This is a genomic window from Lysinibacillus fusiformis, from assembly GCF_002845985.1.
GTDB classification, from domain to species: domain Bacteria; phylum Bacillota; class Bacilli; order Bacillales_A; family Planococcaceae; genus Lysinibacillus; species Lysinibacillus fusiformis_D.
In genome coordinates, this window is record NZ_PDFK01000002.1 from 771,195 (window position 1) to 789,881 (window position 18,687).

The 18,687-nt window shown below is 30.9% G+C and carries 11 protein-coding genes and 1 pseudogene; 1 reads left to right on the top strand and 11 read right to left on the bottom strand.

The window, feature by feature from the left end:
• The first annotated feature begins 362 nt into the window (after positions 1–362).
• Positions 363–941, top strand: a complete 579-nt coding sequence (locus CRI88_RS09850) for a hypothetical protein (RefSeq protein ID WP_036122920.1) — start codon at positions 363–365, stop codon at positions 939–941.
• A gap of 290 nt (positions 942–1,231) precedes the next feature.
• On the opposite strand, the gene CRI88_RS09855 is transcribed toward CRI88_RS09850, so the two are convergent.
• The 11 genes and pseudogenes from CRI88_RS09855 to CRI88_RS09905 all read right to left on the bottom strand — a co-directional run bounded on the left by CRI88_RS09855 (position 1,232) and on the right by CRI88_RS09905 (position 18,684).
• Entirely contained in the window at positions 1,232–1,414 is a 183-nt protein-coding gene (locus tag CRI88_RS09855) for a hypothetical protein (protein WP_036122923.1), read from the bottom strand.
• 290 nt (positions 1,415–1,704) lie between these two features.
• A pseudogene (locus tag CRI88_RS22785) lies at positions 1,705–1,941 on the bottom strand (transposase); the annotation flags it as partial.
• A 527-nt stretch (positions 1,942–2,468) separates the two neighbouring features.
• Entirely contained in the window at positions 2,469–3,755 is a 1,287-nt protein-coding gene (locus tag CRI88_RS09865) for an S-layer homology domain-containing protein (protein WP_051891661.1), read from the bottom strand.
• A gap of 611 nt (positions 3,756–4,366) precedes the next feature.
• Positions 4,367–4,513, bottom strand: coding sequence for a hypothetical protein (locus CRI88_RS22445; protein WP_036122926.1), 147 nt, complete (start codon positions 4,511–4,513; stop codon positions 4,367–4,369).
• 485 nt (positions 4,514–4,998) lie between these two features.
• Positions 4,999–5,877 (bottom strand): hypothetical protein, encoded by an 879-nt coding sequence (locus tag CRI88_RS09875; protein WP_101966554.1) that lies wholly within the window; start codon positions 5,875–5,877, stop codon positions 4,999–5,001.
• On the bottom strand, positions 5,855–6,952 hold the full coding sequence (locus CRI88_RS09880; protein WP_101966555.1) for a DUF3696 domain-containing protein: 1,098 nt from the start codon (positions 6,950–6,952) through the stop codon (positions 5,855–5,857). Before CRI88_RS09880 ends, CRI88_RS09875 begins: the two co-directional genes overlap by 23 nt.
• A complete protein-coding gene (locus CRI88_RS09885; RefSeq protein WP_257982886.1) occupies positions 6,949–8,343 on the bottom strand; it encodes a DUF262 domain-containing protein in 1,395 nt (464 codons plus the stop codon). The genes CRI88_RS09880 and CRI88_RS09885 overlap by 4 nt, the downstream gene beginning before the upstream one ends.
• Positions 8,344–8,872: 529 nt before the next feature.
• On the bottom strand, positions 8,873–14,170 hold the full coding sequence (locus tag CRI88_RS09890) for an FtsK/SpoIIIE domain-containing protein (RefSeq protein ID WP_101966557.1): 5,298 nt from the start codon (positions 14,168–14,170) through the stop codon (positions 8,873–8,875).
• Entirely contained in the window at positions 14,170–15,726 is a 1,557-nt protein-coding gene (locus CRI88_RS09895) for a methylation-associated defense system protein MAD7 family protein (RefSeq protein ID WP_101966558.1), read from the bottom strand. The genes CRI88_RS09890 and CRI88_RS09895 overlap by 1 nt, the downstream gene beginning before the upstream one ends.
• Positions 15,726–17,537, bottom strand: coding sequence for a hypothetical protein (locus tag CRI88_RS09900; protein ID WP_101966559.1), 1,812 nt, complete (start codon positions 17,535–17,537; stop codon positions 15,726–15,728). The genes CRI88_RS09895 and CRI88_RS09900 overlap by 1 nt, the downstream gene beginning before the upstream one ends.
• A gap of 331 nt (positions 17,538–17,868) precedes the next feature.
• Entirely contained in the window at positions 17,869–18,684 is an 816-nt protein-coding gene (locus CRI88_RS09905; protein WP_101966560.1) for a phosphoadenosine phosphosulfate reductase domain-containing protein, read from the bottom strand.
• Between the last annotated feature and the right edge of the window lie 3 nt (positions 18,685–18,687).

Here is an 18,687-nt window from a genome sequence, read left to right on the forward strand (position 1 = left end):
TAATTAGGGATAAGTTACCACTTAACTACCACTATAGTATATAATAATTTTATAAGTTAAGTTTTTATATTTAATGATGTAATGTGGTTTTATGCAAAATTAAACCAAAATGAGATGTTAAATAAAAGAACTTTTTATTAACAATATTAAAAGATGCATTTAAAAAATAAAGCCTTTAATTTACAATAAATGCCAATAAATATATTTAATGAAGCATTTAGGTATGAATCTGATATTATGTTTTTCATCAACAATTAGGAATGCTTATTTTTGAAGTAAAATCCTATAAATTCGATCAAATAAAAGATGTATTTAGGGCAGAATGGTTATATTTCAAGGCATAATTTGGGGGTTATTGAAAAATGAAAAAGAATAACGTTTACAAAGTAATAATTGCAATTTTAACATCTATTATAGTGATGGCTATTGTAGTTATAGGGTATCTCTTATCAACCAATGGTTATCTTACAGAGAACAAACAAGAAAGTTTGAGCCCAGAAGGTGAAAATCCTGAGGTGATAGAAACCAAAGAGGTAGAAGCAGTTGAGGTAATAAACAAGCCAGCTACTGATAAATCTTGTCTATCACCTGAATACGCAATTGCTTTAGACGAAATGTATGCTAATTACCTTGAGTTTAAACGAGTGGCACTTAATGAAGGTGGATCACTAAATTTCGATAACGCAATCAACGCTTATAACGGCATCACACAGAACTTAGCTACATCGGTCCTTATAACTAAAAAAACGGCTTATGACAAAGAAGTATATAAAGTGGTGAACGAATGGGCTGTGGATGCTTCTAACGTCTCGAATGACATGCTGGGATTCATTCAAGGTACGCTGGAGCCGACTGACTTTAATTTAAATGTCTTCAGAGCTTCGTTTGATGATCTTGATAACTTCTATGGAAATAAACTGAAATGGGAGAATTGCCAATGACTATGATGTCGAGAAGTGAGTAACTCCTAATGATATATGCCCAGTTGGGAGGTCGAAAAATTATTCTCCGTCGCTGGTGAAGCGGTAGGATGTCTTAGCACAGTGAAGGATAAAAATAAATATAATGGTGATGGTTTATATTGTTGAAACAGAGAAAATCAAAGCTAATATTTAATAATATATGAACTATTAGAACAAGCTCTTTTTTAGACTTGTTCTTTTTATTTTTCTACAAACTCTAATTTGTCTATAAACACTATAAATAATATGATAAGTATGTAAGGTACTACTCACCTTACACTCTGTCTCTGTAAGCAGTACGGAGGAGGAATTACTTGGACGAGAAACTCCCAAATCAAAGAGTATACATTAACTGCTAATGATGCTAAATCACCCATTGATTTTATAAAATCTGCGGTTTGATAAGCGCTTGTAAAAATTGAAATCGGTTCTTTTACATCCATTTGATCCACTGTTCACCCCCTCCTAACTGCTGTTCCTGTTCATGTGCTTCTTGCACTTGGGCAGCATAGTTTTCGATTGAATGGTACCACCCCCAACAATTTTCACCGTTCCCTTAACTAAGGTGGCAGCATATTTAGCAATCGTAATACCTGCGCTAATGCTGAAGTACTCGCCTATGTCTAACAACATTCTGAAAGGTCCGCCAACTGCACTTTATTTTCTCACTAACAGCTAAAGGCGAGCAAGTAGCCGTTTATATCAGGTTCGAATGTCGATTAAATATCATAAAACTACTTTACCTTTTCAAATAGCCTACAAATGATGAAACACTTAATTTTGGTGGGATACTTATCAAATATGAAAATGATAAGATAGGCGGTTGTTTCAATAAATTCTACACCTCATATAATTGGCGAAGAATTCTATCTATAACTACTTTAATTTGACCATAAATAATTTGCCTTCTATACTTTAGTGCAAAGACGATGTGATACTTACAATTCCATGTTATATGTGCTAAACTTTTATTATCCATTTGGATCCCCTTTCGTACGAAGTCGTTTGACCAGACCTAGATTCATTGTACGGCTGGGGATTTTTTTCTTGTCCATAGCTAAAAGCTTATTGAAACTACTCGTATTGTAAGAGGCTTTCAAAAGAATATAAAAAAAGAGCCTGTTAAACAGACTCTCGTTTCCTCTTCATAATATGGCTGTCTTCACCTCTTTAATTTTTATCGATGATAATAGCTTTCTTCACTACTCAATAACCGTTTGCTATATTTTTTTACTCTTTTCTTGTTCTTCAACTTGCCATTGTTTAATTTGTAGCTACTTTTGTAATAAATCATCAACTTTTATAGTTCCTCTTGCCTTTGGATTGTCTTCCAACATTAAAAGTGATCGATATCGATATGTGAATTATTTCAATCCATTTTTACAATGGGCATATCAATATCGTTTACAAAATAATTTTCATATTAGCATCAAAATAATTCCTATGTAACTATACAACCTTACTATCCATTACTTTCGCAAACTTAATTTTACCCCTTATTCTACTCTATTTATTTCTCTCAACAATCATCGCCTGGCTTCCCAGTTCTTTATAGCTTCTGAAAAACTTCTCGGCATTATGTGAGACTCTTCCTTTTAGCGGATTCATCACATGAACGGTATTATTGAGCTCATTATATCCAACTAACACAACAGCATGTAGATTAATCGGTGCTTTAAAATATTCCTTTGTATCACTGAAATACCAAGAAGACGATACTTTTGGCGTACTTAAATCCAAGGTTACCCAAATGACTACTGGAACGTTATGATTAATTTTCTCATAGAAAAACTCTTTTTCCTTGCCGCTTACATCAGTTGCTGTATATTTAGTCGTTCTTCCAACGAAAAAATTTTCAGCAGCCGCAACAATGGGAGGTGCATAAGAAAAGAAGCCTGTCTCTAAACGAGGGTCACCTGCATATGCCTTATAAGGATTCGGACCGTATCTTTTATTATTTTGATAGGTAAATGATTCCTTTGGTAAATAATTATTGGCCATTTCCATTTTGTTTGTGGAAAATCCATAATAGTTTAAGACAGCTGTTAAAGAGGTTATTTCACAGCCATTTGGCAATTCTGGATTTTGCTTAACAATTGGAACCGTTATGTACATTTTATTTAGCTGAGGTTCTTCTACAGGAGCTTGCGCTTTTGGCGGCTCTGGTGCTACACGATATGTTTCATCTAATAACCTCGCCATCATCACGGCAAATTCTGCTCTCGTTAAAAAGCGTTCTGGTTGAAACGTCCCATCCGCAAAACCAAAAACAATTTCATTTTTCACTAATGCCTGAACAGACGAATAAGCCCAATCGTTCGGTGTAACATCCTTAAATTGAACTGAAGAAAGACCACTTAATTCAAAAGCTCTTGATAGAATCGATGACATTTCCTCCCTTGTCACAAATGCGTTCGGTTTAAATTCTTGCCCCTTTACAACATCATCAAAAACCCCTTCAGCCATGACGGCAGAAATGATATCGAAATGAGCATCTTCATTTTTTACATCAACCAACTGTGGGTCAGGTCGATCGATCACACTATATCCCTTCGCTCTCGTAACCATTAACGCAATTTGTAAACGCGTTAATTTATCATTAGGTGCAAAACTCCCATCCGGACTTCCTTGAATAATATTTTGTTGAGATAAGTATTGGATTTCCTTTGCTGCCCAATGCTTTTGATCCACATCGTTAAAAATCATTTCAGCTGCATAAACATTTGATGCAAAGTAAAGATTATTAATCGCAATCGTTAAAACAACCATTAGTAATAGTATCTTTTTCCTCATATAACGCTCCTCTGTTTTCAAAAATAATCATATTTATACTAAATTACAATAATTATATTTTCTGCATAAGAGGATTTTGTATCATAATAGGAGCTTAGTAAAAAAGGGGGGCATTTTGTAAAAATTTCACTGAATTTGTTTATAGTTTGAACACACCAAATCTACACTATGTAAATTCTAGCTATATTTTACTGCTGGTTGAGGTTGTCTCGCACATATACTGATTCAGTATGACCATCTAGTTGGCTCGTTCTCATCTTTGCAAATAAGAGGGACAAATTAGAGTACATTCACTTTACTACATTTCAACTTCTTTAAAACTTTCAATAGTTTCTTGTGCTTTAGTACGATATAAATAATGAACTCCTTCAAATATCATCACTTTCCCATGTATTAAATCTTTTATTATTTTTTTCCAATGAGAGTGTCTTCCCTATGACAACAAATAAAAAATGCTAGGGTGGGACAAGAAATGTCAAAATCGATTAATGAGGAATCGATATTTGATGAAAGGTTTTCTGTCACCGAATCTGCAATTTGAAAAATTCTACCGTTAATATCAAAGAAAAACATAGGGAGATTTTAGTCTTCCTATGTTTTCATTCAAATTATTAATCTGTTTGTTCTTGCTTCTTTTTCAAATACTCAGCACGTATTTTCTCAAGTTGCTGCTTTTTATCAAATTTGGCCGGCTTATGTTTTTCATGATACTTTGCCACAGCCACCTTACCTTTAGTATCCAATTGATATTTCCCCACTTTGGTTCACCTACTTTTCCTGCCTTTAAAGAAATCTATTCAACAAATATAGTATACCTTATTTTGTTGATGTAAACCTTTTTCCTATATTGGTGTACTGCTTAACCTTAGTTTCGGTAAAAGCTTAGTAAATAAATCATAACCAAATGTATTTAAAATATCTGTATCCGCACACATTTCAGATGATGATCCTTTATTCTTATATACCGCTATAATATTGCTCACCTTTATGTATGGAGACGGCGGGTCTTAAAACGGAAAATATAAAAAGTGCTGAAATACCAGTGTTTTAAATGGTTTTTCAGCACCTGTTTTAAAATCTGACCCATAGTTTGACCCAAAACGAAAATAATTAAAATTTGCTTACGGAGAAATAAATAACTAATAATTAATTTTTGAAAAGGTACTATTTGTGCTTTTATAAAAGATATTTGAAATAGAATTCATCTTAAGTCCCTTTTATTATGTTAATCATTTAAAGAAAGTTAAGCATGTTTAGTAATCTTATATATATATATTTTTCCATCTAATTCATGGTCTGTACCAACGGGAATACATGGACAAAAGTAAATTCTATCCGGCGCTCGAGTTGATATTTTCTCCATTTTTGTATGTAGTTCACAATTTATTTCTTTTCCCCCGTTAATTACCTTGACTAGCTTATCTTTAACAATTTCTCTACTTCTTTCAGGACTGCAGTCTAAAGACATTGCAGATCCTATATTTTGATAACCTCTAATCTCTTGAGAAATAATGTTAGGTATTTCACGTTGGATACAATATAAATGATATATAATTTCATTTTTTCTGTTATCAAACCCATCATTTAATTCTTCTATAGATTTATCAATATCTTCATCGAATACAATATGTGAAAGTATAACTCTTAGTTCATTTGTAAAACTATTAATTTCTCTAAATCTATTAGTAAACAGTAGAAGTGCGGTTTTTAAATCTTCATAATTATTTACATTTCTTAGGCTTCCTTCAGGGATACTTTCATTCGCATAAGTAATAATATTAATGTAATCATCAAAGTAACCATTATTTAATAGTATTTCTTTAAATGAAATAGATTCTTCTCTTCCTAAATTAATAACTCTCAATAATATTTGATTAAATTCTGTTGGTTCTTTAAAACTAAAAAGTTTTTCAAATAATTTACTTATTATTTTCACATCTTCATTTTTATTGGTATAAAGCTCATTATATATATTCATTAAACTATTATTTTCTTGCTGTATAAGTACTTTATATGATATATCCTTCAACAGTTCAATCACTGAAACAAACTCACTTATGTTTACACTATTTCCTTTTATCACTTCTAAAAATTTATTATTATCTAGCAACATCTCTCCCATTATTTAACCTCATTTTCCTAATTTCAAATAAATCTTTATCTTCTTGATCCATAAAACCATCTGGCCATTGTGTTATCTCAGCTAATTCATTTAATAATACTTCTTCCACTGTACATTTATCTCTAAAATTAAAATAGTTTATTGTTAATTCTGTATTAGTTAAAGGATTTTGACTAAAAAGCACTGCTTTTCTAAAACCATTAACAATATGTTCACTATGAGTTTCTATTATTACCTGAACTCCAGATGCGGCAATTACTGCTAAGAAAGTAGCAATATTAGATTGGGCTTGTGGATGTAGATGAAGTTCTGGATTTTCTACTATTATCACCGATCCTTCTTTAGCAATTAATCCTGCAATTATAATTGGAAGTATGAAAGAAATTCCATAACCTACATTGGTTTGATGTAAGTTAGAGTTATCACCGAATAATAAAGAGTAACTATTGTCAATCCCGTTGTTTTTAGCATTAACTCTACTATTCGGTAATATATAATTCAGCCATTCATTAATTTGTATATCTAGGACACTCGTTTCTTTGCTTCCCCAGTGATTTCTTTTTTTATCAACTTTGATGACATTTTTTTGTCGACCCTTTTCAATAATAAAACCCAAATATTCGTTTGATTGCCCAAGTTGTATATTATTAATGTTTCCACTTTTTTGATATTTAGAAATTGCTCTATCTGCACTAAGATAAATTATCTCTTTCGATGTTTTTAAACTTTCGTCAGATAAAGATATTTCCACTACATTAGTGTCATCTGTAGGTTTAAAAATAATTTTGGAAACATTTTTATCATAATTTAAACTTACACTAAAGAAATCATCGCTTGCATTATTATAGATTATTTCATCAAATGAAAATAAATTTAATCCATAGCTGTTAGTTATTAAATCTAGACTTTTTTCACCTGTAGAAACAGATTTTAATGACATTTGTGAAAGTAACAAAGCTTGTATAAAAGAAGATTTACCACCTGAATTTGCTCCTAACAACAAACTTGCTTTATTCAAATTAACGTTAATATTATCAAAACATTTAAAATTATTTATCTCAATATTTTTTATCATTTCTTACTCCCGTATATAGAATCAAGAAATTTTTCAATAAGAAGGAAAGTTGTATCAATTCTTGCTCTATCATTTGTACCGTTTGTTATTGAGTCAAACAAATATTCTTCTTTTTCCAACCACTTTGCAAATTTCAAAATAACGTTACCTTTCTCTTCTACCATCTTTGTGTCATAATTTGACAACAACACAGAAAATGCAGTGAACAACGATTTATTTATCATATTTCTTGATTCTGTTTTATAGTTTATTGATACTTTCCTAAATGCATAATCTCCAAACATTGTATAAGCATTCTTCATAGCAAGTTGGAAATCACATTCGATTTTATTGAATGGAAAACTTTTATATTCACTATTTAGTATTTCCACTACATTATCTAAAAATTCATTCATTTTTCCATTGTAAATTAATTTTATTGTTTGATTTTTATAAACTAGATAAAAACCAATAAATCTTATTATTAGTTCCTGATCCATCATTCTTGTTGGTCTGATACTATAATTAGTACCAATTTTGAAATCCTCTGACTCGGCTAATTTTCGAACAAAATCTCTAGATTTCTTTTTTAATATCGAGTTTCTTATTTCTTGGTTATTTAAACTTCTCCCTCCAGTATTTAATCTTTTAAATATATCTGATTTAACACGAAATGGAGTTTCCGGTTCAATAATATTACAATCAATTTGATATGACCTAAGATGTCTAACAAATTTTGGATGCAGAGAAAGTTTATTTTTCTTTAGAAAGTATCTTTGATCACAATCTTCTTTTAAGTATTCTAAATTTCGGAGTTTAAAACCGTTGGAGAAAAATTCGTTAATTACTGATAAACGCTGTACCCCATCAACAACCTGATATTTACCTTCATTATCTCTTGCAAGATAAAATACTGGCAACGGGATTCTTAGCAAAATAGATTCAATTAAACGAGATTTTCTTGTGTTATCCCATACATAATTTCTTTGAAAGTCGGGAGATAAATCTAAAATAGATTCCTCATCTTCAGTTCCATTAATCATTTCATCAATTTCTCGAAGTGAAAACCTTCCTTGAGTTACTCTTATTGAATTTGGATCATAAGGAATAGTAATATTCGGATCGCTACTTAAATAATCTCCTTCAGTATTCTCAACTCCACTTTTTAAATCTTCAATATTTTTATTCATGATTTGGTTATAAATTTCAACAAACATTTGCTCTATTACATCTGACATTTCATTTAAATAATCATTATTATCTATTCTTTTTGCACCAATACATAGAGATTGATTTCCAGATATTTTTGTATTTAGAATAACCCCTTCTTCTGTATAAAATTCATTTTCTCTCTCAGATCTTTTAAATTTCAAAAGAGTTAATTCACCATTTATATTAACTTCTACTTCCACCAATTTTAAATAATCCACTTTCTCAACTCACTTTCAAAAATCTTACATATCATTTTTTATAGATAACATGAACCTGTATTTCATCATATGAAGGGACTAAAACCTATTAAATGTACTGTTTTAAAGCCTTAATATCCTTCGTTTAAAACAGTTCCATTTCGCCTTATTGCTGAACTTAAATGCGACAATATAGAAAGTATACCACGTTGAACAGCATCTAATTCTTCACATCAATGCGTTCTATTAAAACTTGAACACTAGGACATCTTGTATCATTCGCTTAGCCATATTTTTCACTTAATTCACCACATCAACCTAACTTGAAATTTTTTTGATTTACTGTACTAACAACGCTCTACTTTTAATTATTGTGAACATATGATAATAAGTAAAAGATAAGTATTAGTGAAGAAAAGTTTATTTATAATACAGGAAAATTATAAATCGAAAAATAACGTGTATGAAACTCTTTTTTTAAAATGCGGAGAAGAAAATCTTTATTCCTTCTCCACAAACGTATATAGTGATTTTATCCCTTAATTATTTTACTTAAACGATATATTTCCTCACTATATATAAATGGTACTTGAGCAAATATTAAGTTTGGTTCCCCTGATAATCTAGCAGCAAGATGACCTCTTCCTAATAAATTCTCTGCACCCTTTTCTCCTAGAGCAATTTCGGATGTACCTGTGCTTCCAACTTTTAAGATAAGCCTATTTCCTAAGTTATCTCTTAATTGTACTGGTAATGCATCCTTATCTGGTCTTTGTGCAGCAAAAATTAAGTGAATTCCTGCCGCCCTAGCTTTTACCCCTAATCTTTGGACTGTTGATGAAACAGTATTCTTATATTCATTTATAAGCATCCAATCTGCAAATTCATCATGAATTAAATAAATAAAAGGAAGTCTTTCTGACTCATTTACTTTAGCATTATATTCTTTTAAATTTGGTACTCTGTATTCCCTAAATTTCAAATATCTAGCTTCCATTTCATTTACTAATTCTTCCAATATTTCAGATGCTCTATCTTGATCTATAACGATTCCTTCAGCTAAATGAGGCAACTCTTCAAGATTTTGATAATCAACACCATACTTTGGATCAATTAGATAAATTTTTGCAGTTTCAATTGAATTTGTAGCGCAAATATCAAGTATTAATGTTTGTATCAATACCGACTTACCACTGCCCGTTTCACCTGCTATTAATGTATGTGGTGCATGTTGTTCAAGACCTTCAAATGGTCCTCCGAGGTTTAAATATAACAATTCGCCGTCAATCTCTTTAACACCAATAACAAAGTTTAAGTTTGTATCATTTGCTACATCTTTAATTTTTCGTTTATTCCAAACATTTGCTAATGAGATTGTTTCTCTTTCTGGTCGTTCTATAAATACAACGATTTCTCCCGGTTGAGGCAAAATATTAATAATATTTAGTGCATGAGTAGTAAGCAATTGAGATTTCTTTTTCTCGATATCTTCTATACGAAGTCTATCTGATCCTTTAAGTTTTATAATAGCCGCGTTTGGTGTAAGTCTTGAATCAAGAACTTTACCTTGTAAATCATAAGTTGCCAATGCTCCTTTTAAAGTATTGACCACTTTTGAAAGCCATTCTTTATCGCTATCCCTATATTGTTCTTCATTTATATTTCCTGTTATCCAATCATTTAAATCGCTATTCTTATAAGTTGAAAAAGAATTTGGAGTTACATTTTCTCCACTTGATCCATCATGATCTATAGTAGTAATGGTTTCCTTTTTATCTTGTTTTTCAGAATCGATATATACTTGTCCTGCTCCAGTAACCCCAGAATCCCCCTCTTCTCCTATTATCTTATTATCAGTATCTAAAGAATTTTCACTAGGTAATGAAGGAGTGAAATTTTTCCATGTTACTTCATTCGCAAATTTTGATCTGACTGTAAATAAAGATTTACTGTTTAAAATAGATAATAATAACTCCCTCACAGATTCTCTGGAAAATACCTCCTGATATCCATTATCTAATTCATTAATCTTTATTTGAACACTTTCAAGACCATCTGAACCATCACTAGATGAAGGAACAAATACATGGGAATATCCTTTTAGTTCTACCTCTACTTCTCCACTTCTAATTAGCTCACGCCATCTCTCGATAGATATCGAGGAATTTTGCATATAAACAGTTCCTTCAACTAATAAATCACTTATTTTTGAAAGCCAAATATCTCTATCTAAACGAGTTGGCACTCCAAACAAAGCATTATTTATTCTTGAAACTGTATCTATTAATTGTTTTTTCGATACTTTTTTAGAATTGGAAAGATTTTTTATATCAACAAATTTGGCTTCGGTTACTAATATTTGCAGATAATATTTTCCGTCCTTTTCAAATGGACTTATTGCAAGTATATCGGCTATTTGTTCTTCCTTTTTTCCTAACCAATTTGCATAATCATCTAGGAAATACCAACCAATATTACTATCATCTTGTACTTCTTCTTTAGCAATCAATTTACTTAAAACTACTCCAATAAGTTCATTTGCATTTCTGCCAATCTTCGCAGCTCTTAATACAATATCTCCTGAAAGTTCATTTGCTTCATTTATAAAATAGTCAGATAATCTTTCAATTTCATCATCGGATATTCCTAAATTTAAAGCCTTGAATTTTCTTTTTAATATAATTCTCAATAATTTGAGTGATGTTGTAGTCGAAACAACCAAATTAGGCCCATTTGTTTTATTGTGCTGATACTTAATAACATTAACATCTTGACTCTTTAGCAGCCTTCTATCTAATAACTCATCATAATTAGCAACCCATTCACCGAGTTTATGTGATTCTTCAAAAATATTTTTTGTGTCACTTTTTTGAAATGTAATTTGTCTTGAAGGTAAGTAATATTCATCACTTTCCTCATCAACATTTTTAGTTATGCTTTTAATAAACCTTAAATACTCCCAACCCTCAGCCGTTTGGCTAGGACATACCAAATATGTTATAGATTTTAATTCATCCTTTGCGGCCGGTCTACGACGTGACCATCTTGCTGGATACAATTCTAAAATATCAGGTATGTTTCTAACGATATCCACTTTGATCCAATCAAACTCAGCATGTCGAGATATCACATCTTGTAGGAATACAATATCATAAGGCTTGCCTTCTTCATTTTCAGAAACAGAAGATTGATGCGCCATTACACCAATTCGCAATTTTGCCATAAAATCATTTGTTACTTCACTAGGAACAAACATATCAGCATCAGAATCAGATCCTTCAACCATCTTTGAATAAATTTGATTAAGCTTATTTGTATCCCTATGCCTTAATACTACTTGACACTTAATATTATTATTTTTCTCATTTAGTTTAGCAATTGAATCAACAATTGCTAATGGTAATCTTGTTGAATCTGAGTTATATAACACTACTCCTAAATTAGCCCCTTCATGTGGTTGAAGCTCTAAATAGCGTTCAATTAAATTTGTCAATTTACTACTAGCTTCTTTAGGATCTTCATTCGTTTCTTGAAAACTTGTTTTTATAATAGGTATTTCCATCAAACTATAATCATTTAATGAATCAGTTATAGCAAGAATCTCAGGAACTTCTTGTCCACGGAATCCTAAACATATTTCTGGATAATACGGATGCTCAATATCCTGAACTAATTCATCAAAGAAAAGTTTAGTATCCCCAAATTCAAAGTTACCTGTATTTAACAAATATCTAACCACTTCTTTTAATTGAAGCATCTTAGCAGATAGACCCGCAATCCTCATGGGATGCCACGGAGGTATAATAGCTAATGGTTTAGTATCCTTAACTTCAGCTACTCCCAACTTCATAATTGGATACCATAGTTTTAATCTATTAACATCTCCTTTAGCATACTTTGCTAAAGAAGAAATTAGGTTTCCGTATAAATTCGACTGTAAAATATGAGATTCTGTAATTAACCCTACGCTAAGCCATTGCTCAAGCGCATTTGTGTATTCTTTCGAAAAAGAATTCCATGACTCTAAAATTTCCTTATGACCGGTTTCGTCAATTCTTCCTTCAGCTTTTGCTTGTTCTAATTCTTTTAAAAAAAGTTTTTTGATATCCTTTTTAGCTTCATAAACTCCTACTAAAGAGCCTCTATTCTGCCTATAAACGGGCTGTAAAGTATAAATGTCACTTAATGAAATTCCTTGAAGCTTTCCTTTTTTACTAATCGGATTTTTGGAAACACTTGTTGCTTGGAATGGATGATCATTTAATCTCTTTAAATCCTTTAAAAGCTCTAAACCTATTGAATTAGGATTGCCTTCCCATATTAATTGAACTTTATTAAATTGTTCAATACCGTGAGCGTCTTCATAATGTAGTTCAATATAAAATTTTATTTGTCTTGAACCTTTGGAATTTGAATGATTCTTTTTAAAATTGCTTTTAGCCTTTTTTTGCTCATTCTCAATAAATTCATCATACTTAAATAACCAGAAAGTATCCCATTCTATGAATGGACTTGTTATTTGATCCAACCCTTTATATCTTGTGCTAAAGTATAATCCTAAATCTGTATGTAGATCTAGCCATGCACTTTTTCGATCTCCTTTTTGAGTCTTCACTTTAATTAATTTCTTTCCGCTTGAAGTTTCTGATTGAGCAAACAACCGTTCAATAGCTCTAATTAGTCCCACTAAAAAATCTGTACATTCAATAGGTTTACCATATATAAACTTATCCCATTTTGCCTTTAATTTGTTATCAGTTTCAATTTCACGTCTATGATTATCATAAAATGAAATATCCTCATCATTTGGTTCTTTGGCTTTTCTTTTTTCCAATATTTCAAGATAAGCATAATCTTCATCGGTTATTAACTCCGAAAATTCGTCCTCTAGAAATTCACGAGTTTCTTCTGCAAGACTACTTTTTTTTGTAACTTTTATACCCGTAAATAATGAACCAATATTATCACTTTCCCACTCATAGTTAGCAATAATTTCTGAATTATTCGACCATCCTGAATTTGAATCAATAAATTGATAAATAACAGGGTGAATACTTTCAGGAATATATTCCTTTACTTCTTCAAAAGAATTTTTTAATTGCTCATTTTCAATTACATCTTTATTGGGAGTTAATTTAAACAAATAATAACTTCTTTTATCTTTCAATTCTTTAAAAGATTTACCCCAATTATTCTTATATGTCTGTCTACTTTCAGGAATCACATAAAAATAACCAGAATCTCTAGGTATCCTTAATGCTGGTAAGGCCCACCCTAGTGCGCTAATTAAAGTAGCACCATCCTCATGTAATTTTTGTCGAGTAAGTGAAATATAGCTACTAAAATTCTCTAAACTCCAATCATTTACATCTAGTAAACCTAAAAGTGCCCTTTCCCATATTTTCATTAACCTCTCACTACCATTTATTTGAGGTAAATCGGTTGATGCTATTTTTACCCATAATCGAGTATTAGCTTTAAGATCATTTGCGCCTATTTTGAATAAGTTTCTTAATGAAGGACCCTGATCGTCATTATTATTTGCCAAGAGTAGAACTTGTTTGTCTGTATATGCGTGTCTTAAAGCTGTTGTTCTCTCATTTGTAATTATAGATTCTGGTAAATCTACCGCTAATTCTGCAGGAATTTTTATATCAACAATTCTACTTAAATAATCGTCTTCTAGGATTTCTTTACATATAATAGATACTTGTTGACTTGATAACCTATCGAGTAAGAATCTTGCAATACCATCCTCACTATCATCTGATCCAATATTCTGTTTTAAAAATTCTATTGCAACTTTTCCAATTAACTTCAACTGATCCACTATATACCGTCCTTTGCGAAAGGATTTTCAACATAAGCAACTGCATCTGATAATCTTCGTAATAGTCCCATGCTTGATAATCTTTGTTCCAATCTAATAGCATTATCTGAAAATGCTTCTAAATCAGCCTGACCAGAACTAGTAACTTCGACAGCTTCTTTGTCCCCAATAATAAAACCATATTTTATATTCAAAATATTAAGGAATTCTTGGAATTCTAATCTTTCAGGCACATTTGTTAATACTAATGTTTTTAAAAGACTATCAGTTGGTGCATATCGTATCCTTTGACTATTTCTGCTTGATATTAATCCTATTTCTTTTCCCCATGTTCTATGGAAATTATTCACATGTTGTTTGTGTCGTAAAATTGCTTTATTAACCAATTCATCAATTAATTCTTCAGGACTATCAAATGATGATAAGTCTTCTTTGATAGAAGGCCATAAAAACTTCTCATTTAATAATTTTTGTGCTTCGAATAATGGATCAGCAAAGGTAGATATGTTTACCCATTCATCCGTTTCTTTTATCCCTCTTATATAACGTTCTATTGCTAATCTAGAAAGATTATTATTCTCTAAATAAGAGTCCGAGGCTAACTCCCTAATTATTGTTTTTTTAGGTGCAAGGATTTCCAATATGAAATGCGTTTTAGTTGATTCATTCAACACTTCTTTTGATCTATTTAAAAAATAAATAATCATATGCAAACCAGTAATATTGACTAAATGTGGAATAGTGTCATAAGCAGGGATATTACAATTTATTATCTTAATCCAATCTTCAGCAAGGTTAGAATATTCCGGTAAATATTCATAAGGTAGATATGTTCCTTTCATATCTGCTAAAGTAGCCTCTTCACCCTCATTTGGTTGTAAAATTCTTGCTAATCTACTATAAATTGAATTTGACTTTAATATATTGGATTCAAAAAAAGGCAAAATAATATCTCCTTTTTTTGAACGTGACAACATTAAATATAGTAGTTCACCAGTTCTAGCAAAGAATCTTCTGTCATTTTGTACTTTATCTCCCGTAATTCTTAGATCTTCGTATAGACATTCCTTACCATAGGGGAAAATAAATTGAGAACTCCATCTTTTATTATTTTCCCCTTCAATTGTGTTATTCTGAAGAAACTTAATAGCCTCGTAAAAATATTCAAATTTTTCAAAATTTGATTGGAGGTATATTAAATTAGGATATTCATTATTTAAACCTGCAAAACTTTGCTGCGCTAATTTGGTCCATTCTTCCCATGCTCTTTTTTCATCTCTGTGGTCTTCATAATCTTTATAAACTACTTCGAGATAGGGGTTATTAAATAATAAATTTCTCAAATAAATTCTCGAATATGGATTATAACTTAGAGTATTATATGACTGTTCATTAAACGCAAAGTCTTTCTGATATTCCGAATTTAGTACACCTAAAAATTCCATAAAGCAAAGCCACGGGGTTTGTTCATCATATAACCTATGGCCCCAGATTGCTTCATCAACCCAAAAGTCTAGTTGTGAATAAGCAGATGGTCGTGGAAGAGTTTTTAACATCAAAATACCTCCAATGGTTTACTTTCTACTAACCCTTTTTCATTTACCTTTAAAAGATTTAATGTTAAAAGAGTGTCTTCATCATCATTTTCCACTTTTCGTCTATCCTCTAATCTTTTTAACAGTCGACTCTTAAAGGCTAATATATCTTCATAACATTCTCTAGAAAAACTACCCGGTAAAGTACCCTCAGCAACTCTAGAAATAAACTCAAATCTAATTAATTGAAGATGTAGTCTTACTGGAGGTATATCATTTGAAAATCCTACCGTTAGATAAATTTTTTGAGTATCATTATCTAATTCAAATTTCACATACTCTCCCCTATTTTGTTTAACAGAAATAAATTCTTCTAATACCCTACTAACTTTTGCTTGTGAGGAATTACCGGAGGTAGACAATATTAAGCGATCCTTATCTTCTACTAGTAATCCCGTAATAATTCTATTCAATCCCTTAACCATACGTGTAGTATATTGTGAATGGACTCTTTTTTGCTCTAACAGCGATTTATAAACATCATTTAAAAATTCACCAGCATAATGAAAAGTTGTTAAATTCCATATCTTCAACTTATCTTCTTGATCTTTAGGGATAACAAAGAATAATCTTTGTCTTTGTGATTTTAATAAATCCAGAAAACTGTACTTATCTAACAAATCACCCTCAAGATATGCTTTTTTTTCTGAAATAAAGGTTGCATCTGCACCATAATACTTATCTGAAAGAACAAGCTTTTTATAAAGCTCACTATATTGGTTATCATCTTCACCAAAGATTAGAATATTATCAATTAAGGCATTAGTTTCAGTTCCAATTCCAAATCTATTTAACGTTAAAAAAATATCTATTGAATTTCTCTTTCTTTCAAGAAGATTTTCACCAAAAATATTCCTATAAATGCTTGCTTTATATAAAGAGTTACCATCGATAATCTTAGGTATATCTTTACAATTTAATAATTTATCTTTAACATCAGGATGGCCTAGTAGCATATTAGAAACCAACAATAATAATTGCCTTAATGGAATATGAAGTTCATTTATCTCGCATAAGGATAATAAATCAGTTAATCTTTCAATAATTAAATCTTCTTCATTCTCTAACCTTTTTTTATTTTCAAGTATCGGACACATGGATTCCTCGGAACTATACGGACAATTTGTACATTCTTCCCATCCCGGATTATTTAATATTTCTTTAACTAGTTTAGGGAAGACTTTTGCTGAATTTGTTTGACTAAGATTATACAATTTTATACGGAAATCATTTTTGCGTTGTTTACCTTCAATTAAAAGTTCTTCAATTATCTGTCTTGTATTAATAACATTATAAGTTTGATCTATCTTCTTCCATGAATCTAGCAATTGACCATCATTAGCAGCTACCATATACACAACATTTATATTTTCACTCATCACAGCATCGGCCATTAAAGTTAACGTTCCCTTTTCATCATCCGAAAGTTCGCTAAGGTCTTTAATAAAAATTACTTTATTCCCATTAACAATTAGCTCATTAATTTTGTGGTTTTCATTCCAAAGTGCTTCGGATCCACCAAGTTGTTTCCAAACCTCACGGCAATAGTATGTTTTCCCATCTCCAGCTGTTCCTGTCAATATAACAGATACTGGAACAGGCAATTTAAAGTTCTCAACAAGTTCATCTAAATAGACCATATCAATTTTTATAGGAGTTACTTTTTTCTTTTTAATAATTCTTTGTATTGTTTCGTCATACATATTATCATTTCTTGGAATAGGTCCATATTGCCTTAGAAAACTAATCCATTCAGAATTTTTAGCGACCACTAACTTTTACCTCCTTTTAGACAACCCATTACCATTACTTCTTTACCAAAATTATACCAGATATATATCGAAAAAATTATGTAAATAAAAACAGTATTATCCGTATTATTGGAAAATACAATTAAATTCATTAATTAATCATGTATACTAATCTAGTTTACTAGCAGCATACACCAACACAATGAAGAACCCTGAATCCATTATCTCAACCACTTATTAACTCTTTCTATAATATTCTACGTAATGAACATATCGATAGTTCTTAACACAACACAGTGAGTTACCGTAAAATGCAAAAATGGGTTAGGTCATTTTTGACCTAACCCATTTATTAAGCATAATGACAAACACATGGTACATCATTCTCTTCAACAAGTTTCTTTGCTAATTCAGAATCCTTATCTAGCTCTTTTCTATACTCTTCTAATGTATACGGTTTACCGTTTCTCTTTAGAATTGTTACATTTCCTAATTGATCTCTCAATTTATTTTCCATCTCTTCTTGTTTAATATAGACTTCTGGCCATGTTTCATATAAATGCTTATAATGATTAAATCCACCTCTAACACATCTACCTCCACAGTTAGCATGAGAAAATCCTAAGTTGTACATTTGTGGTAGTTCGATTCCCCATTCCTCTGTAATTATTTTTTTAATTTCATCATCTGAAATGTTACTTTCATATAATGGGAATACAGTTTTTACGGGTTGCTCTTCTCCATCTCGTGGGATCAGAAAATGACTATAAAGTTCCTCTAAATTTTCTCTTCTTCGCTTTTCATGCTTACCAATTCCAAAATATAGTACCGGTTCATACCCTTGATCGCGTAGTTCTTCGAGATATATCATTGTTTGACGAACTTTTAATTCAGAAGAGCATTTAGCTAATCTTGAATTTCCTAAAAATCGAGTTTCTTCAAAAACTTCTTCAGGTGTTCTACCATCTTTTTTTTCTGTAATTTCAATCCCTATTTCCTCTGCCACTTCTAACATAAATCTTCGATTATCTTTATGTTCCCATAATGTATTAGTAAAGAATAATTGCGATTTTTCTTTACCATGTTTTAATGTCATTAAATATGCAACGTATGCACTTGCTGCTCCACCACTGAACATTGCTATATATATAGGTTCTCTCCCGTACATCCA

Coding starts and splice junctions, on each gene's coding strand:
- CRI88_RS09905 (WP_101966560.1), bottom strand. CDS start 18,684: ATGTACGGGAGAGAACCTATATATATAGCAATGTTCAGTGGTGGAGCA.
- CRI88_RS09880 (WP_101966555.1), bottom strand. CDS start 6,952: ATGATAAAAAATATTGAGATAAATAATTTTAAATGTTTTGATAATATT.
- CRI88_RS09850 (WP_036122920.1), top strand. CDS start 363: ATGAAAAAGAATAACGTTTACAAAGTAATAATTGCAATTTTAACATCT.
- CRI88_RS09875 (WP_101966554.1), bottom strand. CDS start 5,877: ATGGGAGAGATGTTGCTAGATAATAATAAATTTTTAGAAGTGATAAAA.
- CRI88_RS09865 (WP_051891661.1), bottom strand. CDS start 3,755: ATGAGGAAAAAGATACTATTACTAATGGTTGTTTTAACGATTGCGATT.
- CRI88_RS09895 (WP_101966558.1), bottom strand. CDS start 15,726: ATGTTAAAAACTCTTCCACGACCATCTGCTTATTCACAACTAGACTTT.